This window comes from Nitrospirota bacterium (assembly GCA_016195565.1).
Taxonomy (GTDB): domain Bacteria; phylum Nitrospirota; class Thermodesulfovibrionia; order Thermodesulfovibrionales; family UBA1546; genus UBA1546.
Map to the genome: position 1 here is coordinate 106170 of JACPZK010000031.1, position 23113 is coordinate 129282.

The 23113-nt window shown below is 40.6% G+C and carries 20 protein-coding genes; all 20 read left to right on the forward strand.

Annotated features, from left to right (window positions below):
- Positions 1-7 precede the first annotated feature (7 nt).
- The 20 genes from HY035_10620 to HY035_10715 all read left to right on the forward strand — a co-directional run bounded on the left by HY035_10620 (position 8) and on the right by HY035_10715 (position 23087).
- Positions 8-844 carry a transketolase gene (locus tag HY035_10620; GenBank protein MBI3378831.1) on the forward strand — a complete coding sequence of 279 codons (837 nt, stop codon included), beginning with the start codon at positions 8-10 and terminating at the stop codon, positions 842-844.
- On the forward strand, positions 841-1797 hold the full coding sequence (locus tag HY035_10625; protein MBI3378832.1) for a transketolase: 957 nt from the start codon (positions 841-843) through the stop codon (positions 1795-1797). The genes HY035_10620 and HY035_10625 overlap by 4 nt, the downstream gene beginning before the upstream one ends.
- Entirely contained in the window at positions 1778-3265 is a 1488-nt protein-coding gene (locus HY035_10630; GenBank protein MBI3378833.1) for a cobalamin B12-binding domain-containing protein, read from the forward strand. The genes HY035_10625 and HY035_10630 overlap by 20 nt, the downstream gene beginning before the upstream one ends.
- Complete coding sequence (locus HY035_10635; GenBank protein ID MBI3378834.1) at positions 3262-4308, forward strand: TIGR00180 family glycosyltransferase; 1047 nt, start codon at positions 3262-3264, stop codon at positions 4306-4308. Before HY035_10630 ends, HY035_10635 begins: the two co-directional genes overlap by 4 nt.
- A gap of 25 nt (positions 4309-4333) precedes the next feature.
- On the forward strand, positions 4334-5965 hold the full coding sequence (locus tag HY035_10640; protein MBI3378835.1) for a B12-binding domain-containing radical SAM protein: 1632 nt from the start codon (positions 4334-4336) through the stop codon (positions 5963-5965).
- Between the two features lie 10 nt (positions 5966-5975).
- A complete protein-coding gene (locus HY035_10645; protein ID MBI3378836.1) occupies positions 5976-7730 on the forward strand; it encodes an ABC transporter ATP-binding protein in 1755 nt (584 codons plus the stop codon).
- 3 nt (positions 7731-7733) lie between these two features.
- Positions 7734-8789 (forward strand): methyltransferase domain-containing protein, encoded by a 1056-nt coding sequence (locus HY035_10650; GenBank protein MBI3378837.1) that lies wholly within the window; start codon positions 7734-7736, stop codon positions 8787-8789.
- A 138-nt stretch (positions 8790-8927) separates the two neighbouring features.
- A complete protein-coding gene (locus HY035_10655) occupies positions 8928-9320 on the forward strand; it encodes an acyltransferase (protein ID MBI3378838.1) in 393 nt (130 codons plus the stop codon).
- A gap of 79 nt (positions 9321-9399) precedes the next feature.
- Complete coding sequence (locus tag HY035_10660; protein MBI3378839.1) at positions 9400-10614, forward strand: B12-binding domain-containing radical SAM protein; 1215 nt, start codon at positions 9400-9402, stop codon at positions 10612-10614.
- Positions 10615-10915: 301 nt separating this feature from the next.
- Complete coding sequence (locus HY035_10665; protein ID MBI3378840.1) at positions 10916-11371, forward strand: YhcH/YjgK/YiaL family protein; 456 nt, start codon at positions 10916-10918, stop codon at positions 11369-11371.
- 4 nt (positions 11372-11375) lie between these two features.
- On the forward strand, positions 11376-12599 hold the full coding sequence (locus tag HY035_10670) for a Gfo/Idh/MocA family oxidoreductase (GenBank protein ID MBI3378841.1): 1224 nt from the start codon (positions 11376-11378) through the stop codon (positions 12597-12599).
- 14 nt (positions 12600-12613) lie between these two features.
- Positions 12614-13666: an Ldh family oxidoreductase gene (locus HY035_10675; GenBank protein MBI3378842.1), complete on the forward strand. Its 1053-nt coding sequence runs from the start codon at positions 12614-12616 to the stop codon at positions 13664-13666.
- Positions 13667-13689: 23 nt separating this feature from the next.
- Positions 13690-14427 carry a hypothetical protein gene (locus HY035_10680; protein MBI3378843.1) on the forward strand — a complete coding sequence of 246 codons (738 nt, stop codon included), beginning with the start codon at positions 13690-13692 and terminating at the stop codon, positions 14425-14427.
- A 2-nt stretch (positions 14428-14429) separates the two neighbouring features.
- The gene (locus HY035_10685) at positions 14430-15764 is read left to right on the forward strand and encodes a glycosyltransferase (GenBank protein ID MBI3378844.1); all 1335 of its coding nucleotides are present in this window, start codon (positions 14430-14432) and stop codon (positions 15762-15764) included.
- Between the two features lie 550 nt (positions 15765-16314).
- Positions 16315-17685 (forward strand): hypothetical protein, encoded by a 1371-nt coding sequence (locus tag HY035_10690; GenBank protein MBI3378845.1) that lies wholly within the window; start codon positions 16315-16317, stop codon positions 17683-17685.
- A 22-nt stretch (positions 17686-17707) separates the two neighbouring features.
- On the forward strand, positions 17708-18445 hold the full coding sequence (kdsB, locus tag HY035_10695) for a 3-deoxy-manno-octulosonate cytidylyltransferase (GenBank protein MBI3378846.1): 738 nt from the start codon (positions 17708-17710) through the stop codon (positions 18443-18445).
- Positions 18442-19056 (forward strand): HAD family hydrolase, encoded by a 615-nt coding sequence (locus HY035_10700; GenBank protein ID MBI3378847.1) that lies wholly within the window; start codon positions 18442-18444, stop codon positions 19054-19056. The genes kdsB and HY035_10700 overlap by 4 nt, the downstream gene beginning before the upstream one ends.
- Positions 19056-20657, forward strand: a complete 1602-nt coding sequence (locus tag HY035_10705; GenBank protein ID MBI3378848.1) for a B12-binding domain-containing radical SAM protein — start codon at positions 19056-19058, stop codon at positions 20655-20657. The genes HY035_10700 and HY035_10705 overlap by 1 nt, the downstream gene beginning before the upstream one ends.
- Before the next feature lie 321 nt (positions 20658-20978).
- Positions 20979-22145, forward strand: a complete 1167-nt coding sequence (locus HY035_10710) for a hypothetical protein (GenBank protein MBI3378849.1) — start codon at positions 20979-20981, stop codon at positions 22143-22145.
- Positions 22146-22157: 12 nt separating this feature from the next.
- Entirely contained in the window at positions 22158-23087 is a 930-nt protein-coding gene (locus HY035_10715; GenBank protein ID MBI3378850.1) for an NAD-dependent epimerase/dehydratase family protein, read from the forward strand.
- Positions 23088-23113: the final 26 nt, after the last annotated feature.

The window sequence follows — 23113 nt, forward strand, 5'->3', positions numbered from 1 at the left end:
TATTGAGATGCATATTTTGCAGGATAAGCAAAAATTGATAGGATTTTTAAAAGAAAAGGCGCTATGGGTGAGAAGGCAAACCTTAATGATACATAAAATAGCTCCTGAAACAAGGCTTGCGTCCTCTCTATCTGATGTAGAAATATTCGTTGCCTTATATTATGGGGGAATCCTGAAGTTCGATCCTAAAGATATCAACTGGCAAGAGAGAGATAGATTTATCATCAGCAAGGGACACGGGGCCATTTCATTGTATCCAATTCTCGCAGATCTCGGATATTTCCCGATGGAAGAATTAAAGAGAGTCTGTAAGGAGGATTCGTTTTTAGGCGGTATTCCCGATATCATTATCCCCGGTTTTGAAACAACTAACGGGTCGTTAGGGCATGGGCTCGGAGTTGCCTGCGGCATGGCGACAGCTTTGAAGAGGAAAAAATCTGACTCGGCGGTTTTTGTTCTGATAGGTGATGGTGAATTATACGAAGGCTCAGTATGGGAGGCTATAATGTTTGCTTCTGAGCATAAATTGGATAACTTAGTAGTAATTATTGATAACAATAAGATTTGTATGCTTGATTATTGCAAGAATATTATAGATTTGACTCCGTTGGAGAAGAAGTTCAGGACGTTTAACTGGAAAGTTAAAACCATTGATGGCCACGATGTAAGAAAAATATGTAATACTTTGCACCCCCTAAAGATAGATAGAAGCGGCCGCCCTAAAGTGGTAATTGCCGATACAATAAAAGGCAGAGGCGTTCCGCAGTTAGAGGGCGATTCCTTGTGTCATATAAAATCACTAAAGGAAGGTGAAATCAACGATCTCTTAAAGGGGCAGAAATGAGCGGCGCATTACGAACAATGAGAGATGCCTTTATAGAGCAAATTTATAATAAGATGCGCCATATGGATGATATTTTTTTCCTGACTGCTGATTTTGGCGCTCCTTCTCTTGATAAGATACGATGTGAGTTCAGAGACAGATTTATAAATGTGGGCATTGCCGAACAGAATTTGATAAATGTAGCGACAGGCCTTGCATTAGAGGGCTGTAAAGTTTATGCCTATGCCATAGCGCCTTTTATTACAATGAGGGCCTATGAGCAGATAAGGTCAAATCTATCAATCTCGTCCCAGATAAAGCCGGTGAATGTAAATCTCATAGGGGTTGGGGCTGGAGTAAGTTATGTCGTATCAGGCCCTACGCATCATTGTTTGGAAGATATAAGTATTATGCGCCTGTTGCCGAATTTTACCGTGTTTTCTCCCAGCGACTGGAAATTGGCAGAGCTTTTTGCTGACTATTCAATTAATAAAAAAATGCCCAAATATTTGCGCTTTGACGGAACCCCGCTGCCTTCGATTTATGAAGATGTTGAAGACTTAGAAATCGAAAAAGGGTTCCATGAAATAAAAAAAGGAGGAAAGATATGTTTGGTATCTACAGGGTTCATGACTCATAGAGCATTGGCTGCGGCAAATGAATCTGATGATATAGGAGTAATAGATGTTTTTATGCTTAAGCCTGTGCATAACGAACTGTTATATAACGCAGTAAAAAAATATGAATGTATAATTACAATTGAAGAAGCTTTTATTAATAGCGGCGGATTGGACAGCCTTGTATCAAAACTTCTTCATGATAATCAATCGAATATAAAGCTAAAGAGCTTGGGATTTAATGACAAATATGTATTTGAATTGGGAGATAGGAACTATCTGCATAAGATTAACAAATTAGACAAAGATAGTATCACGAGTGCAGTAAGAGATTTTTATGGTAAGAGACAGAATTGATATTGTCCTAATCAATCCCGGCGATAGAAAGCAGGTTTATCAAGATCTTGGCAAAGATTTTTCTGCGATAGAACCTCCTTTTTGGGTGGCTGTTCTTGCCGCATATCTTAGAAAAAACGGTTTTGAAGTTGTCGTGATAGACTCAAACGCTGAAAATATCACGCCCGAAGAGAGCGCATTAAGGGTTAAAGAAATAGGCCCTATCTTGTCCGTGGTAGTTGTTTATGGCTCGCAGCCTTCAGCATCCACACAGAATATGACAATAGCAGGCAAGATATGCAGAGCGCTAAGGGAAAATACTTCCTCAAAGGTTGCACTGGCAGGACTTCATCCGTCTGCGCTTCCTTATCAAACGATGACCGAAGAAAGCGTGGATTTTGTCATAGAGGGAGAGGGGCCGTATAACCTTGCGATTCTCACCGACACGTTAAAATCAGGCAAGATAGATTATTCGGCTGTGCCTGGACTCTGGTATTATGAAAACAACATCATTAGGAACAATCCCCGGGCGCAGCTTATTAAAAATCTGGATGAAGCTTTGCCTGTTGCTGCATGGGATTTGCTTCCTATGCATAAATACAGGGCTCACAACTGGCATTGTTTTGACGATATAGAGCATAGAATGCCTTATGGGGCGATATACACAAGCCTCGGATGTCCTTATTCATGCGTCTTCTGCTGCATAAATGCGCCATTTGGAAAATCAGGTATCAGGTATAGAAGTCCCGGGTTGGTTGTCAGTGAAATAGATTTATTGGCAAACAAATACGGCATAAAGAATATTAAGATTATAGACGAACTGTTTGTTTTGAGCGAAAAGCACTATATGACGATAGTCGATCTGCTGTTGCAGAGGGACTATGAGTTGAATATCTGGGCATATGCAAGGGTTGACACTGTAAAGCCGGAAAATCTGGGGAAAATGAAAAAAGCCGGAATTAATTGGCTTGCCCTTGGAATTGAATCGGCAAACCCAGATGTAAGAGATGGCGCTCAAAAAAAGATGAGGGTGAAAGACATAAAGCATGTTGTTCAGGCTATCCGGAATGCAGGCATAAGAGTAATAGGCAATTACATATTCGGATTGCCTGATGACAGCTTTAAGACTATGCAGGAAACGCTTGATATGGCTGAGGAATTAAACTGTGAATTTGCGAATTTTTATTGTGCTATGGCGTATCCTGGCTCGAGGCTTTACGATATTGCCGTTAAAGAAGGCTGGGAACTTCCAAAGGAATGGCATGGTTTTTCTCAGCACTCCTATGAGATGCTTCCGTTGCCGTCAAAACATCTCATGGCAAGAGAAGTGCTTAGATTCAGGGATGATGCATTTCATAAGTATTTTGAGAATGCAGGATATTTAGGCATGATAGAAGAGAAGTTCGGCAGAAACGTAAAAGAGCATATCAGAGAGATGACGAAAACAAGATTGAGGAGAAAATACTTAGAAACAGCGGAAATAATATGATAACACTGGCAATTCCGACATTGAACCGCTCAGATTTCCTGACAAAAGTTCTCAATTACTATGCTGATACCGGATATAAGCACCAGATTATCATAGGTGATTCAAGCGATGACTTTCATTCAGAGAAACTTAAAATATCAATAAACGAATTGCGGCATAGGCTTAATATTGTATACCGCTGGTATTCACCGGATATATCGGTTGTTAAATGCCTTGACTCAATGCTTAAAGATGTAATTACGCCTTATGCTTCAGTTGTCGGGGATGACGATTTCTTAGTTCCTAATGGTTTAGAAAAGTGCATCGGGTTTCTCGAAGCGCATGAGGATTATACCGGGGCGCATGGCGTTGGAGCCAGGATTTTTGTTAGCCAAAGCAGGTCGCAATTGCAGGTAGACGGGGTGTATGATTACACGCTGTCTCCGAGAGAAGAGGAGACGGCATCCGAGCGCCTTATAAGGCATATGAGCAATATGTCTAACAGGATTTTTTCAGTATACCGCACGAATGTTTTAAGGAAAATGTTTGAGAACGTTGAATTGCCTGATCATGCCATAGCATCGGATTTGCTGCCGGGATGCCTGTCAGTTGTTCAGGGCAAGACAAGGAAGCTTGATAGTTTTCATATGGTGCATCTGGTGCATACCGGGCAGTATATGAGACACAAGGATATTTACGATTGGCTTACCGGCCCGAATTGGTTCCCGTCGTATAAGCTTTTTAGCAGTATTTTGTCAGAGGAAGTATCAAAAAAAGATAATATTGCATTAGATGACTCGCGCTTAGTTGTAAAACAGGCGCTCTGGGCATACCTCAATTATAAATTTAATAATCATTTTAAAAATCGTTATACTGTCCTGACCACAAAAGAAAAGATAAAAAAACGCTTTCCTCTGCTTAAAAAGATACTGGATAAAGCGAGAGACAAAAGGGACGGAATCTTTCCCTCAAGCAGAACAACACTGTCTGCGCTTTCAAATCCGTCTTCGCCATATCACGATGATTTTATGCCTATTTATCGTTCGGTTTTGAAAAAACGGTGATTTTTTATTCAAGGAGGTATATATAGTGAATTTTTTGTTTGTTGTCCCTAAGTTTGCCGGGGCAGGGGAGTATTACAGTTTTCCGATTGGGCTGGCATATATAGTGTCATATATGAGGCATAAAGGCTTTAATGTATTCTGTCTGAATTCTTGTCACTCTGACGATCCGATAGAACAGCAATTGCGCAAATGCATTGAGGATAAGCATATTGATGTAGTATGCACAGGATCGATGTCCTCTTATTGGAACGAAGTCAACGAAGTTGTAGAAACTGCAAAGAGAATAAACCCCCAAATCATAACAGTCGTAGGCGGAGCGCTTATTACCTCGGGGCCAAAGCTGGCACTGGAGAATATGAAGATTGATTACGGTGTTATAGGCGAAGGCGAAATTACAATGACTGAGCTTGCCGGTGCGCTGACGAGCAATGGGGATATGGGCAAGGTAAAAGGGTTAATTTTTCACGATAAGGCTGACGGTTTTACTGTTACGGCGCCAAGGGAAGTGATATTGGATTTGGATTCACTGCCGTTTCCTGATTATGAAGGCCTTGAATTTAGTACATGGCTTTCTGCAAGGTGGCTCAAACAGCCGATGCTCGGAGGCCTGCTTTTTGACATTGACGATAGAAAGAATTTTTATGAGATTCTTACATCGAGGTCCTGCCCTTTCAATTGTACATTTTGCTATCACCCTCTCGGTCAAAAATACAGACAGAGATCGCTTGATAATGTTTTTCAGGAGATTGACTATCTTGTCGGGACATATGATATAAATCTATTGAATATTCTTGATGAGCTTTTCTCTCTTGACGAAAAGAGGCTGTATGAGTTCGCTTCAAGAATAAAAAAGCACAACATCAGATGGCTGGCACAGCTGAGAGCCGATAATGTGAGCGAGAAAATGCTCGAAGCGCTGAGGGACTCCGGTATCCTGACACTTGGGATAGGCATGGAGAGCATGAGCGATAAAGTTTTGAAGAGCATGAAAAAGCATGTCACAAAAGCCGGTATTGAGAAGGCATACAAGCTGGCGCTTGACACAGGAGTGCGTGCCGGAGGTAATCTAATCTTCGGTGATCCTGAAGAGACAGAGGAAACAGTTCAGGAGTCGCTTGATTGGTGGAAAAAACATCCTGAATATGATATACGTTTGCGTTTTATTCTTGCAGTGCCGGACTCTAAAGTCTGGAGGCATGCAATTGAGCATAACCTGGTAGGCGATGAAGTACAGTTTACTAAAAACAGATTTCCTGTAATTAATCTTACCAAAATAAGCGACAGTAAGTTCAATGAAATCAGAAGAAAAGTGACGCATCTTGAATTTACTCACAAATATCTCATGAAAGGAAAGGTATTGTCTTCAAAAAAAGAACCTGATACATATGAGGGGAAAAATATTTATACTTTTATGGTTAAATGTTCACTGTGCCGCCAAATCTCCGTGTATAAATACTTCTGTTACTCGGCTCGGCCTTACGCAATAGTGTTATGCAAGCACTGTTATAAGCGCCTTAAAGTAAAGACTAAGAGCGCTTTTCCAGATGATTATAATGCCATATACGGAACTGCGTTTATGATTTATCATCTTTATTTGAAAAGATTTGCTTTAGCCAGAACTATGGCGCAAGGTTTTAAAAAAATAATAAGGGAATAAGGCCACACCTATGTCAACTCTGCGCAAATTATTTTTTATATTAAGCCAGCAGGAAAAGATTCAGATTCTTTTGCTTGCGATATTAATGCTTTTAGGCGCGGTCTTTGAAACCTTCGGCATAGGGCTGCTGATTCCATTTATAAGCCAGTTGAATGACCCCGATTTTGTCAATAAAAGTGCAAAAATATTATGGCTGTATCAGTCGCTCGGCATGACATCGCCGCGCGAGTTCCTGATATGGAGTTGTATAGCGTTGATAGGGTTTTTTATATTAAAGAATTCTTATATGTTTCTGTTGTATTTTATTCAGCATAGATTTATTTACAGCAAGCGGGCAGCGATGGATGTGCGTATGTTTAAGAGTTATCTGGAGAGGCCGTACGTCGTTCATTTGCAGAGAAATTCGGCTGAATTTTTGCAAAATCTCCACAGTACCGTGAATGTTGTATACGGCCATGTGATTTTACAGGCTCTAACGCTGCTTACAGAAGGATTGATTATAGTCGGCGTCTGTATCCTGCTCATTTCATTTGAGCCGTATATAGCTTTAGCGGCCTTCGCGATATTCGGTTCACTTGCCCTTGCCTTTAATTATGTTGTTTTTCGGAAGCGCATAGAAGAATACGGCAAAAAACATTACTATCATTCAGGACAGCTCTATAAGATATTTAATCAGAGTTTCGGTGCTGTCAAGGAAATTAAGGTAATGGGAAGAGAGCCTTTTTTCACGGATATTGTCAGGGGACATGCCGTCTCGCAAGGTAAAGTTGACACTATGTTCAGCATAATAAACATAAGCCCGAGGATTTTTATAGAAACAGTTACTGTTTTGCTTATACTTGGCATTGTTGTGATAATACAATTAAGGAGCGGTAGTTTTGGCAATGTCCTGCCTGTTTTGGCATTATTTGCAATAGCGGCATTTCGCCTTATGCCGTCCTTTGCAAGAGTGAATTCTGCTGTAGCCAATATCCGCAGCGGCAAAACCTACGTTGATGAACTTTATAAGGATTTAACCTATGATGAGAAAACCGATTCTGAGGGAAGCGTGAGAAAGCCTTCTATTGTCTCAATGCAAAGCGACAGAGACGGGAACTATATAGAGGTGTCTAATATGTCTTATAAGTATCCGGGCGCGAGAGATTTTTCTTTTAACGACGTTTCGCTTGCTATACCCAGAAATTCATCTGTGGCTTTTGTAGGAGAATCCGGAGCAGGAAAGACTACATTGGCTGACATTATTCTCGGGCTTCTAAAACCGACTGAAGGCACGGTATTTGTAGATGGAAAAGATATCTTCTCCGATGTGCGTGAATGGCAGAGGAAGATAGGATATATTCCGCAGACTATTAATCTGCTTGACGACAGCATACGCAGGAATATCGCTTTCGGCATCCCTGACAGCGAAATAGACGACATTAAGGTATGGAAGGCGCTTGAGGCGTCACAGCTTAAGAGTTTTGCTGAACAACTTCCGGATGGGCTTGATACTTTCATAGGCGAGCGGGGGGCACGGCTATCCGGGGGACAAAGACAGCGCATAGGCATTGCCCGGGCGCTTTATTGCGAACCTGAGGTTTTGATATTGGATGAAGCCACATCGTCTCTTGACGGAGAGACAGAGAGCGAAGTCATGAAGGCAATAGCGGAGATAAAAGGTAAAAAAACAATAATCATTATCGCTCACCGTCTCAGCACAATTCAAAGCTGCGATACTATTTTTGAAATACAAAGCGGAAAACTGTTAAATACGATTAAAAGGTAAAGCTTGAAGAAAGAAAGACATCTGCTTGGCAAGAGGTATAGAAAGAACAGGGGCATACCCTTTTTCTGTAAGTATAGAATGTCTGCAGATGTTATAAGCTGCGTAGAGAAGTTTAGAAATGAAATTATAAATGGAGAGATTAAACAAAGTGAACATGAAAAATGTCCATTGTGTTCTGCTGCAGAAGGCATCTTAATCGCAGAGATAGACAGGTTCGGCATTCCGTGCAGAACCGTTATCTGCAAAGGGTGCGGCTTGGTGTTTAATAATTCTTTTTTCCCTGAAGATGCTCAAGAAACTGTTTATAAAAAATTTTACGGGAAGATTAATTTTAATGGACTCTCCCCGGAAGAAACTTTTTTAAAGAGGACAAGACCGGATGCGTTTTCGTGGAAGAGATTTGCATATATTTCATTGCAATTAGGCAGCAACCTTAAAAATATCGATACGGTTTTTGAGATCGGATGCAGAGATGGATGCAATCTTTTGCCGTTTCATCTTGCCGGCAAAGAAGTTTTGGGTTGTGATTTTGATGAAGATTATCTTAATGTGGGACGTGAAAGAGGACTGAATTTAATATGCGGAGGGACGGACAGTCTGCTCGCATCCGGTAAAAAGGCGGATTTGATTATACTTTCGCATGTCGTTGAGCATTTCATTGGCCTTGATAAAGAAATAGCTAAAATTAAAGATCTTCTGACCGACGACGGTTATATATATGTTGAAGTCCCGGGGATGTTTAACTGGAACAGAAAAAGATGCGATGCCATAGCAGAAGACGGGTATCGGAGCAGCAATGATTTCCTGTCATATATTCAATCTGTCCATAATTATCACTTTGACCTTGAGAAGATTTCTTTTCTCTTTGAAAGGGCCGATTTTAAGATGGTAACGGGAGATGAATGGGTCAGGGCGATATTCAGAAATGACGGTTTGCCTGCATCGGCAAAAGGGGGTTCGGGCTCTGCGGAAAAGGTTTGGGCGCATCTTAAGAGCGTTGAGCGAGATTATCGGAGTTTATATTCACAATTTAAGCGTATTGCACGGAAAATTTTATAATATTTTATGTTGATTGTTGAGATATTGCGCAAGCTGAAGAAACAGGTGATTCTATTTATTTTAGGGGCAATAAAGTATTTGCCCTTTTATACAATCATGAAAATTAGAAATATTTGTTATAGAGGCATTTTGAAGAAAATGGGAAAAGACACCAACATTTGCGATGCAGTTACGATAACTAATCCCTCAAGAATCTCTATAGGTAAAAAATGTTCTATACATGAATATTCTTACTTTGCGGGCGAGGGAGAAATTATTATCGGAGATTATGTTGCAATCGCAAATAACTGCACTATTATTTCAGAAAGCCATAATTTTAGCGATAAAAATATCCCGATTAAGATGCAGGGGCTGTCTCCCCAGCCTGTCACAATAGGAAACGATGTGTGGATCGGCTCCAAGGTTACCATATTGGGCAATGTCAAAATCGGGAATGGCGCTATAATCGGCGCCGGTTCGGTTGTTACCAAAGACATCCCTGAATATGCTATCGCAGTTGGTGTGCCTTGTGAAGTAATACGATACAGGTAAGTTAATTAACGAGCGGCCGTTGCTAAAATTTTATAGCAAATCGAAAAGCGGTAAAAATGTATCATAAAAGGAGATTGAGATGAAAATAACACTAATCTGTCCTTATAAATATCCTTACGCATTTGGAATTAGAACACTTTCTGCGTTATTAAAAGAAAAGGGATATCAAGTAAATCTATTGTTCCTTCCTATCGATCATTGGGAAAAATACAACAAAAAAATAGTTGATCAGGTTGCTGAAATTGCCGGGGATTCTTCAGTTATCGGCATTACTTTGATGTCGATGTTTATTAATACGGTTGCATCATTAACAGAATCCTTAAAAAACCGATGCAATATTCCTATAGTTTGGGGAGGTGCACATCCTACGGTTGCTCCAAACGAAAGTCTTAAATTTGCTGATATGATATGCATCAGTGAGGGGGAAACCTCATTTGTAACCCTGCTGGAGAAAATTAAAAAAGGCGAAGATATTGCTAATATCGCAGGGATTTGGTCGAAACGAAATAATAGTATATTTTCAACCCCTCCAAGCCCTCTTGTTAGAGATTTAGATCAGCTTCCTTTTCAGGATTTTGACTGCAAATCTCATTATTTACTTGTAGGCGACGATATATTAAAGATGAATGATGAAATTGCACGAAACTTTCTTGGAACCACTTATCTCACTATAGCTTCAAGGGGATGTCCTCATGCTTGCGCATACTGCATTAATTACAGGTTGAACGAATTGCATAAAGGCGACCGGAGGATTCGGAAGAGAAGTCTTGATAATCTATATAAAGAATTGGTAGAGATAAAGAAGAAAACCCCTTTTATTAATAACATATGGATTGATGATGATATGTTTTTCGTTTCCTACTCAACAGAGGAAATAAGAGATTTCTGCGGAAAATACAAAGAGAATATCAGTATGCCTTTAAGCATATCAGGAGCAACGGCGAAATCTTTAACAAAAGAAAAGCTTGAAATTTTAGTTGATGCAGGATTGAGTGCGACAAGGATTGGCATTCAGTCCGGAAGCGCCCGAACTCTGGCAATGTATAAAAGAGTGCAAAATAATGATGAAATTATAAGAGCTGCAAAACTTGCCAATCAGTACAAAAAGAGCTTGCGCGTTACTTATGATATCATAGTTGACAATCCGTGGGAATTAGAGGAGGATTTGATTACCACTCTAAAGTTCTTGTCAAGATTACCATGGCCCCGTTCTATTTCTGTACGCTCATTAATCTTTATTCCCGGGCACATTAGTATACGAAATGGCAAAAAAAGAAGGTATGCTTGTCAATGATAGCGAGTATTGGTCTAATAAGACGACTAAGGTCTCAAGAACTTATCTTAATAGAATTTTCCTTTTATTTGACACAAAAATTAGATATATGCCCCGGCTATATCCGTGGATGATAAATGTAATTACAAATAAGATAGTAAGACAAACCGGCATAGGGCATATAATGCTTATTCTTTTGGAATTAAGATTGAAATGTTATAGTTTAGGTCATTCTATATATAGGAAAATATTGTCGGTTATAAGAAAATAGTTATATCTATTCCATAAAAAACATTCATCACAGGCTTATGCAGTCAAGATAATGATAGCAGACCGGATTGAAAATAAGTGGATTTATTTTAATGAGGGAACGAGACTTTATGAAGGTTTCAGATTTATAACTGAAGTGTTTAATCAGGATACTCCCGATGGTAAGTATGAAATAAATGGCAGCGAAATATATGCGATGGTGCAAAGTTACACGACAGACTTGCCGGAAAATAAAAAACTGGAAAGCCACAGGCGATACATTGATATACAATATATTGTTTCAGGCAAGGAGGCGATCGGATGGCTGCCAACAGAGGGACTGAAGGTAATGACTCCTTACTCAGAGGAGAATGATGTAATCTTTTATCATAGCGCCGAAGGCATGTCCCAGCTTGTCTTGACGCCAGGCATGTTTGCCGTGTTTTATCCGTCCGATGCGCACAGGCCCGGATGTTTTTTAGATAAGGCGGAGCAGGTGCGGAAAATTGTTGTCAAGGTTAAAATATAATTCAATGTCAAATATTTTTGATAAGAAAAAATTAAACATCCTTGTTATCGGTACCGGCATGTATGTATGCGGAAGAGGCACAGACAGCTACGGAACGATACTGCCGGCGATATACGAATGGAAAAAATCAGGGTTTAAAGGCGATGTATATATTGCAGGGACACGACCGGACGGCGTACATGCTGTAAGAGAAAAAGCAGCAGCACTGGATAAACTATATGGCTTTGCCGTAAATATCAATTATTATCCTCAGAATAAAGCGAACGACCCCGAAGCATATAAGAAAGCGATAAATGATATTCCCAAGCCGGCCTGTGCCATTGTTGCCGTGCCGGATGATTTGCACAGGACTGTTGCAGGCCATGCTGTTGAAAACGGATTGCATACGCTTGTGGTAAAACCCATTGCTCCAACCCTGAAAGAAACATTAGAACTCATTGAACTTCAAGAAAGGCATAATGTTTACTGCTCAGTAGAGTTTCATAAACGTTTTGACCGCTCAAATCTTAGATTAAAAGATGCCATTTCAAGCGGCAAAATAGGGGAACCGCTGTATTTTATTGTTGAATACAGCCAGAGAAAAAGTATCCCGACAGAAAAATTCAAAAAATGGGTTGAAACAACTAATATATTCCAGTATCTCGGCATTCACTATGCGGATATTATCTACTGGGCAACAGGGGCTGTGCCTTTAAGGGTCATGGCTGCAGGGCAGAAGAATTTTCTTGTTTCTCGCGGGATAGACGTGTATGACGCGATTCAGGCCGTTGTTGAATGGAAGGCGGCGTCCGGCAATATTTTTACCTCTTCTTTTTTCACCAACTGGATTGATCCTGAAAACACCTCCGCGATGTCAGACCAGAGGATAAAGGTAATCGGCACAAAAGGGCGATACGAGGCTGACCAGAAAAATCGCGGGATACGAATAGTCACGGATGATAATGGAATAGAAGAGCCCAATCCTGATTTTTGTTCCATGTATGGAACTGCCGCAGGCGACATGTCATTTCGCGGGTATGGAATTGAAAGTGTGCTTCAATTCCTCGCTGATGTATGCGGTATTGAGTCAGGGACATTGAACATTGCGGGACTTGAAGGCAGAAGGCCGACTTTCAAAGACTCCATTATCCCGACGGCAATTATTGAAGCTGTAAATAAGAGTCTTGCCGAAAACGGCAAGTGGATAAATGTAAAATCTAATCATGGCAAATCTATAACTCTGGAATAGGGAGGAGAACCAAATTGGCGGACAGCACTAAAAGATTCGGCGCGGATAAAATAAGCGGATTTTTAGAATCGGCATTAAAGGCTGTAAAGGTAAGGGATGATGTGATTAAGCATGTGGCGGGAGGGCTGCTGAACGCTTCCATAAGGGGAGTTGATTCTCACGGAATAAGATTGCTGCCGCATTATGTTGCTTCGGTTGAAGGAGGCAGGATAAATCCCGACCCCCAGTACAGGTTTGAAAGCACCGCATCTGCTACAGGAACTTTCGATGCAGACCATACCTTCGGACATGCGGCGGGCATCGAGGCCATGCATAAGGCTATGGATATGGCAAACAGAGCGGGGGCGGGTGTCGTAAGCGTATATAATTCAACCCATTGCGGGACATCCGCCTTCTTTGCCCTCGAAGCGGCAAAGAAGGACTTTATCGGCTTGGCTTTTACACATGCAAATTCGTTGTTAAATACTCCTAATACGACGCGTCCTTTTTTCGGGCTTAATCCCATAGCGATGGCCGTGCCATGCGAAGGAGCGGAGCCTTTCTGTTATGATTCGGCTCCGTCGGTTATAACATGGAACAAACTTTTACAGCTGAGGCAGGAAAATATAGATGCTCCGCTGTTGAGCGGCGCTGATGATAAAGGAATCCCAACGAGCGATCCCCATAAAATAACTCAACTGCTTCCTATAGGAGGCTATAAAGGATTCGGCCTCGCAATGATTGTTGATATACTGTGCGGTTTGCTTACAGGAATGCCTGTGGGCAGGGATATCTCAGACATGTATAAGACGCCGCTTTCCCAGAAGCGCTATCTCGGACAGCTCTATATGGCTATTAAGATTGGTGCGTTTCAGCCTCTTGATGTATTCAAGAAGAGAATGCAGAAACTTATGGACGATGTCCGCAACGAACCAAGAACTGACAGTAATAATGCAATCATGGTTTCGGGCGACCCTGAAAAGAAGGCTGCTGCAGAACGCCTGAGAAACGGGATACCGGTGAAAGAACATGACCTAAATGCCTTTAAGGCGTTGGCTGACAAGCATGGGATTAAATTTTTTGAATAAAAGCGATTATGAACGGGGTGTCAATGAAAGGGAATCTTAATATCATTGCAATGGTGCCTGCGAGAATCGGAAGCACGCGCCTTAAGATGAAAAACCTGGCCCTTATAAACGGCAAGCCGCTTATTTCTTATGCCGTAGAGGCGGCAAAGGCATCAGGCGTGTTCAGCAGAGTAGTTGTGAATTCGGATAATGAAATCTTTGCCGGGATTGCAAAGCGTTACGGCGCTGATTTCTATTTGAGGCCTGCTGAACTCGGTTCTTCCACGACCAAGTCGGACAATGTCGTATATGATTTCATGGCAAAACATCCGTCTGATATTGTTGCATGGGTGAATCCGACATCTCCTTTGCAGACAGGCGATGAGATACGGAATGTAATAAATTATTTTGTTAAAGAGAATCTTGACACGCTTATAACTGTTAAGAATGAACAGGTTCACTGTATTTTTGAGGGCAGGCCGGTTAATTTCAATACTGCCGAAATTTTTGCCCAGACGCAGGATCTAAAACCTGTCCAGCCCTTTGTGTATTCAATCATGATGTGGAGAAACAAAACCTTCATGGATACGTTTGACAGGCAGGGATATGCCTTGTTCTGTGGAAAGATTGGGTATTATCCTGTCAGCAAAGAAACCGCAATCATCATCAAAACCAAAGAGGATATCATGCTTGCCGACTATGTAATGCGGACAAAATCATCGGCGGGAGAATATGAAGTTAAATATGACGATATTATCAAGAAATCGGGAGACAGGAAATAAAAATGGTTTCAATTATCATCAGGACTAAGAATGAAGAAAGGTGGATAGTTCCGTGCCTCAGGTCTGTTTTCAAGCAGAGTTATAAGGATTTTGAGGTTATACTCGTGGATAATGAGAGCACTGACAATACAGTGGAAAAGGCATCACAGTTTGAGATAACAAAGGTGGTAAGATGTAAAGATTACAGCCCCGGTTTAGCCCTTAATATGGGGATTCGCGAGTCAAGGGGCGAGTATATAGTCTGTCTTTCAGGGCATTGTATACCTGTTGATGACAAATGGCTCTACAGCTTATTAAGAAACTTTGAAGATAAAAATGTTGCCGGTGTTTATGGCAGGCAGGAACCGATGTCTTTTACCTCTGATTTTGACAAGAGAGACCTTTCAATCATCTTCGGGCTTGATAAAAAGGTGCAGACATTGGACAGCTTCTTCCATAATGCCAACAGCATGATAAGGAGAGACCTTTGGGAAGAAGTCCCATTTAATGAAACTATTACCAACATTGAGGACAGGATATGGGCACAGCGTATGCTTCATAAAGGATACAAGATTATTTATGAGCCCGAAGCAAGTGTCTATCACTATCACGGTGTCCATCAGAATGGCGATATGGAACGGTGCAGGAATGTAGTAAGAATTTTAGAGAGCATGGAAAGCCGCGCTGCAAGACATCTGGATATAGAGAACCTTAATGTCGTAGCGATAATTCCTGTGCGCGGGACCGTAAAGCATCTTAAGCAGAAGCCGCTTATAGGCTATACAATAGAGAAGGCACTGCAGTCTAAATACATCAAGAAGACCATTGTTTCTACCGATAGTTCTGAATTAGCCGTATTAGCCCAAGGCATGGGAGCAGAGGTTCCTTTTCTCAGGGATTCGTCTCTTTCTGAGGATTATGTTGATGTAGAAAGGGTTCTTCAGCACTCGCTCGATAAGATGGAGTCTTTAAAGATATTTCCAGATATAATGGTTTCTCTTGAGATAACTTTTCCCTTCCGGCCTCCTAACCTTATTGATAATATGATTGAGCAGTTAATTAAAAACGGTTTGGACAGCATAGTAGCTGCAAGGCGCGAGAATAAGTCCATATGGAAGGAGAGAGAAGGCAGGATTGAACAAATAGAGGAAGGACTGACCCCGAGACAATTCAAGGACTCTACATATATAGGATTAAGAGGATTGTGCTGTGTTACACACCCCGAGTTTCTTAGAGAGGGGTCCTTATTCGGTGAAAAAGTGGGCATATACGAAATAGATAACCCTTACTCTCCGATAGAAGTGCGGGAAGATAAGGATTTCAAAATGGCAGAAAAGCTGATTGGTTCCTGGGGTTGAACCAGCAAAAAGGTAAAGCGTGGGTAAGACATTAATCATATTTGAATTTAAGGACGAAATCGAATCATTTATTGCACAGAGATCGCTGGATGAGCTGAGAACTGATAACATTATTGTTCTTGCCATTCAGCCCGAGGCTCAGGTTTATCTGAAACATCTTAATATTTCATTTTTTAATACGAATGACTTGTTCGGCAAAGAGGGCCATGAACAAGCTCTGCCGAGAACAGAAGATATTTACAAATTTTGCGAGGCATTATTTCATATAGAGGACGAAATTGGAATAAAGAAAGGTTATGCCGTCTCTTTCCTGTTATATGTCAGGAACTATGTTCAATATATTCTTTGGTTAATTACTGTTATTGACATGACATATTGCAAATGGAATATCAAAGGAATTATTGCATGCCGCAGAGATAATAGGCACATAGCGAGTCCTATGATGGCGGTTAATGAAGGCTGCGCCGCGGATATTGCGGAACTGGTCGCTGAAAAATATGGGATCGGCTTTAATTTATTTCAAGGAAAGGCATCCGCTCATTACTTATTTTTGGGAAAAATAAAAAAATACCTTGTTAATCTTGCCAAGTTCATCATATTTCATTTGGCCGTAAATTTAATGAAAGGAAGAACAAAAAGAAATAAAACTGTTTTGGCAACTTCCATGGGTTACAATCTTGGAAGGGTGCTAAGACAATTTAAAGATAAATGGAATGATTGCAAAATAATTTATTTGAGTAATAAAAATACCCCTTTTCTAAAAAAAATATTCTCCTTTGGTAGCAGTGACGGATATCTCCCCCTGCCTGATTTTTTCTACAGAAAGGGGCGTAGTCTGTTTTTAGAAAAGTTAACAGCGGTAACATCAAGCATTGAAAACGCTGAGGGCTCTGATACGGTCTTTGAGTTTAAGGGGATTTGCTTCAAGAAAATAATTTTCCGAAGGATTAAAAAGGATATTCTGCCGTACCTCTGTGAAGTTTATGTGCAGAGCATATATATCAATAAGGCAATGGACTGCCTTGCGCCGGATATGGTTATTTCACAGATGGGGAGGGATATTTATTATAACTTGGGAGAACTTGCCTCTCTGAATAATATTCCCTCTCTTTTGATAACGCATGGCTCGCATGTGCCTCCCAAAAATGAATTTGAAATGATGGGCTGGAAAGAACATAGTCTTGGCCTTATGGACACTCATTATGGATATATTGCCGTGCAGTCTCCGTGGGCTATGGAATATCTCAAGAAAATACCAACGGATAGCATACAAATTATTACCGGCCCTCTCCTTTTTTCAAGAGTAAATGGAAGTAAAAAAAGCAAACAATTAATACAGAAGCTTGTTCCAAATGCCGGCAACAAAATCATATTGCTTCACGCCGACACGCCGCGGCAAAGAATCGATTTCAGGTTCTATGTTTATCAGACCGTGGATGAATATATCAGTAGTCTTAATTCTCTGATTAGTTCTATTAAACGGATAAAGGATTTATATTTAATTATACGTTTTAGACCTAAACCTTATTTATCTGAAGAGGATCTTAAAAGTTTGCTCATAGAAGGCGACTGTTACAGTATTCATACGGAAGGAACTTTCGACGAGTATCTTTCGATTGCGGATATGTTGATAAGTTATTCATCCACAACAATAGAGGAAGCATTACAGAATAAAGTCCCGGTGCTTTTATATGATAGGCAGGGTAAGTATTGTCATATACCGTGCCAAACGATTGAGCCTTCCACAAGACCTGAGATTAGTTCATGTTATTATGTTAACTCGGAGGATAATCTGCAGCGGGCATTCGCTTGGCTTGTCGAAAATCATTTTTCAAAAGGAATTCCTGATTCAATATGGACAAGACATTTATTCCAGGAAGATGAAAAAGTGGATTTAGCGGCATATTTTATCAATAAGTGAACCTGCAAGGAGGAGATACGGCATGAAGGTTATAGGGGTAATACCATGTAGATATAAATCTTCCAGATTTCCCGGGAAGCCGGTTGCGTTGATTTGCGGAAAACCGATGGTATGGCATGTCTGGAATCAGGCAAGAAAGACGGAAAATATAGACAGGCTAATAGTTGCTACAGATGACAATAAGATTTATGACGTTTGTCATCAGTATGGTATCGAGTCCACAATGACCTCAGAGAATCACAAGACAGGGACTGACAGGGTGGCAGAAGTTGCCGGCAGGATTGACGGCGATGTCTTTGTTAATATTCAGGGTGATGAACCTCTGATTGACCCGTACGGCATAGACAGGGTTATTTCAGAAATAGTGAAGAATGACAGAGAAGATATCGTAAATGCATTTTCAGCAATCACGGATATGGGAGATATTGTGAACGGGAATGTTGTCAAGGTTATTACCTCCATAGATGACTATGCGCTGGCTTATAGCCGGTCTCCTATTCCGTATCCAAAAGAATCTAACCCCAAATATAAAAGGCAGATTGGATTATATGCGATAAAAAGAGATGTGATTTTAAAGTTTTCATCTCTAAGCAGGGGATACCTTGAGTTATCTGAAGGCGTGGAAATGTTTAGATATTTAGAGAACGGGTATAAAATTAAGATGGTAGAAATCTCTGATAACGGTTCAATCCCGGTGGATGTTGCCGATGATATTTTGCGTGTGGAATCGGTGCTGAAGAAGCGGGAGGGTGCAAAATGAGCTCTAAATATAAGCTTGTGTTGTTCGATCTGGATGGAGTAATAATTAACTCAAAGAGGAATATGGAATTAAGCTGGTTTGCCGTGCAGACCGTATTTGAATTGAATGTGCCGTTTGAGAATTATTTAAAGCTTATAGGCCGTCCTTTCAATGATATCATGGCAGAACTGGATCTGAGCGCTCTGGCAGACAGGATTAAAAGGGTATATGATGTCTCAAGCTCATGCCGTATTGATTTGATAGATTTTTATGATAACAGCCCTGAGGTTATTAAAAAGATTAAGGAAAAGGGTCTTAGGATAGGAATAGTAACCTCAAAAGATGAAACCAGAACCCTTGAGATTTTGAAAAAGCTTGACATCCTTTTTGACGTGGTTGAATGTTCTGACGGCAAAAGCAGAGGCAAACCCAATCCGGACCCGCTTTTCAGGGCAATGCTGAAGTGTCAAAGGGATCCATCTGAAACAGTATACGTAGGAGATATGGACGTAGACATGGAATGTGCAAAAAGGGCAGGCATAGATTATATACATGCTGACTGGGGTTATGGTGCTTGCAAATCTGAGGTGATGAGGGCATCAAAACCTGAGGATATATTAAAGCTGATATAATGAAGAAGGCACAGAACAATATTAATGGCGGTAGCGTCATTCTGGTCAATCCCGGTATTTATTTCTACTCTCCCCTCAAAAATACGGGAATGTTTCCTGCTAATGCAGTTCAGATATTGGGCACCATTCTGCATCAAAATCAATTTGATGTCCATATTGTGGACGGCAGATATTTAAATGTTGATGATGCTATTCAGCAAGTATTGAATCTGATTAGCGATGATTTGGTTTTTATCGGCTTTTCTGTCATGACTATTCAGGTTAAATGGGCCTATCTCGTTTCGTCAGGGATTAAGAAAGCTCGTCCGGATGTAAAAATTGTATGGGGAGGAGTGCATCCTACGCTATTTCCTGAACAGACCGTGTTGGATAATGCGATTGATGTTTGTGTAGTCAATGAGTGCGCATCTACCATAGTCCAGATTACAAATGCCATGGCAGAAAATACGAACCTTTCAGAGATTACAGGCCTTTGTTATAAGGAGAGCGGGAGAGCCCATCGCACTCTTCCCAATCAAATCCCGGATGACTTTACAAATATCCCCCATATCGATTTCTCAATAATGAATCACAAACTCTACTCGAGAAATAATAACATTGCTATTGACAGCTCGTTCGCCGATGAATATAAAACTGACATTGTTTATCCGTTAAATGCTTCTATCGGCTGTAATTTCCGGTGCAACTTTTGCATTAATGTGATTTTGGGAAGAAAATACAAAATGCTCCCGGCTGAGGAAATAGTGGAAAGGATACAGTATCTGCAGTCAGAGTACGGAGCTAATTATATCCACATGGTGGACGAAAACTTTTTCGGCAATAAACAAAGAATTTATAGATTTGTAGAACTGCTCCGCTCCAACAATATCAAGATTAAATGGAGGCCTCAGCTTCGGGCAGACTACTTTCATGAAAACTATATCAATGAGAGTTTTATAAAAGAATTAGAGCAATCGGGAATGGTAATGGCAGTTATGGGGGTGGAGAGCGCCAGTCAGAGAACCTTGGACAGATTGGATAAGAGGTTGAAGGTGGAATCAATTACTAAAGCTGTTGAAATATTATCCAAAACCAGGATTATTCCAAGGCTGAGTTTTATGGCGGGTATGCCGGGAGAAACAGAAGATGAGATAAAGAAGACTTACCAATTTGTTGTTATGCTGAAAGAAAGATATCCGACATGCCAGCCTTTGGTGACCCCGTTTCGCTTGTTCCCCGGCTCAAAACTTTATGAAATTGCCGTATCAGAATATGGTTACAAATCCCCTGAAAGTTTGCTTGAGTGGGTAGAGATAGACGATAAGGAATACAGTGAAACAGTCGGATATCAAAATATTAAGTATTATCCTTGGATAAGCGATGCAAAGAAATTTGAATCCCGGCATAAAATTTTTACCATATTCAGAGTAGCGTCATGGAACTTATCACCTTATTTAACTAAAATGAATCTAAAATCGAAAATAAGATATTTTGTGAAATTTTTCCTTTATAAGATAGCTGCCCTGCGGATCAGAATAGATTTCTACAATTTTAATATTGAATACTTTCTATTAGAACTGTGGCGGAATAGTAGAGCAAGAATTCAGTCATTCAAGCAATAACTTAGCAAACCCCACTGAATGAAATCGACGGAATTACAGGAAGGCATTAAAAAATTAGTCGCTGAATGCGCTGCTCTGAATGTGCGCTTAAGCAAGAGGTTGCCTAAGGAGCTGCACTTTTTAATATGGACATCTCCTGCGAGCGTCAGAAATCCTGAGATATCAATATTCTGGCATCCTGTCCATAATAAAAGGACTATTCTCCCAAGGTTATTTGCATATTCTTTCTCTCTCGGTTTCTCTTGCATCAGAGGGCTTTATAAATTTTTCAGGTATAAGGGCTTTTATTACCGCTATATTAATAATAATTCTCCTGCTCTGTTGATTATTCCTGAAAATATTACCGATGGAGCAAATGACTTCAAGACAAATTATTTGGCCGAAACGGCAGAGGAACCTGTTGATAAATTGGTTTTTTCTCATTCAGCTGAAAAAAATAGTTCGGGATTTCGGTTTTCTGTGTTGAATTATTTCGTTAAGAGCGCGCTCTTCCTAAAATTATTGGCAGGCGTAGCAGGTGATTTTAAAGAGCAATTGTCGCGCAAAAAGCTGACAAAGGAATATATGGATGCACTGATAATCTTTGCATCATGGCTTTTGGCGCAATCGTGGTATTTTGTCTGGGATTTTTATCATCTCACAAATAAAATTGCTATGTCTAAAGATTACAAGCTATTTGTGGCATTGCATGAAATGCACTTTTACTCTAAAGTTATTTGGACGGTTGCAAAAGAAAAGGGATTGCTTGGAGCGACTGCGCAGCATGCTTTAATTGTGCCTGAAAAACTTTGGTATTTCCCGGAAGAAGCAGAGGTGAAGGCAGACTGTCCATTGCCGGATATTTTTTTTGTATATAGTGATGAAATCGGGGCAGCTCTGGAGCCTTTCTACCCGCATACAAGATTTTTAAAATGCTGCAGCCCAAGATTCAAGAGTTGGAAGTCCTCGCTCAACATTTCTGTGAATCATAGCTCTCAGAATAACAAGAGGACAATCATTTTTGTCAGCAATGCCGCTATAGTCCATGATAGCGTTGTATTAAAGGCGCTATTTAAGCTGCTCAGGCAGGGACTTAATAATTCCATTATTCTACGGCTTCGTCTTCATCCTTATGAACGTCTCAAGCCGACAGATTATTTATGGGTATTGGCAGCCGCGGCATTGCATAAAATTGAAATATCTTCGCTTCCTCTGCAAGAGGATTTTAAGGAAGCTGATTTAGTGGTTGGAGCGTGCAGCACTGTTATTTATGAAGCTTTATTGACCGGAGTTCCTGTGATGGGAGTTTTTGACGATTATCACATAAGATCTTCAATAATTCCTAATGCTTTTACTTGTCACATCAATAACTTGTCATTAAGTTCCTTAGAGCGCTATATGAACAAGGCGGCTGATAATGAGATGGTTTGTCGTTTTAAGGAGAATATAGGCGCCTTTAGTCCTGATTTAACTACAAAATTGATTTATGACGCATGTAATAGAGGGTAGGCTGCAATAATTATGGAAGCATCTATCAGAGAAAAGAAAATTCTAATTGTTGGAGGGACCGGCTTTATTGGAAGGCATCTCGCTGTGAGGTGTTTGAAAGATACCCATTTTGTTACTTGTATCGGGCTGAGCGCGGGAAAATCCTTTTCAAAGGATATGGAATTTATTCATGCTGACATTTCCGATAAAAAGCAGCTGCAGGCTGTTCTTCGTGATAAATCATTTGATTATGTTTTCAATCTTGGAGGCTATATAGATCATACAGCTTATTTTAAAGGGGGGCGGAGGCTTATAGAATCCCATTTTATCGGGTTGATGAATCTCATTGATTGTCTTAATAAGGAGGAGCTTAAGGGTTTTGTTCAGATAGGAAGCAGTGACGAGTATGGCAATGCGCCTGCACCGCAAAAAGAATATATGAGGGAATCTCCCATTTCTCCTTATTCTTTTGCAAAAACTGCCGCATCTCATTTTATACAGATGCTGTCTAATACCGAAGGCTTCCCCGGCGTGGTATTGAGGCTTTTTCTTGTTTACGGCCCAGGACAGGATGAAAAAAGATTTCTTCCTCAAATTATCACCGCTTTTTTGAGGAATGAATCCGTAGAAACTACTGGCGGAAAGCAGTTAAGAGATTTCTGCTATATTGATGATGTGATAGACGGCATAATTAAAGCTGCTGTGACTGATGGGGCTAATGGCAAGATAATTAATATCGCTTCCGGTATCCCAATGAGCATAAGGGATATGATCAATAAAGTTGCGCATCTCATTGGCAAGGGCAGGGCTGTTTTCGGGGCGCGTCCTTACCGGCATGGGGAAAACATGGAGCTTTTTGCTGACATAACTTCAGCAAGGAAGACGTTGCAATGGTCGCCATCCGTTTCTGTTGACGAAGGTTTACGAAAGACTATAGAATACTACAAAAACCAACAGCTATGAGAATGAAGCAATTAGAAATTATGGTG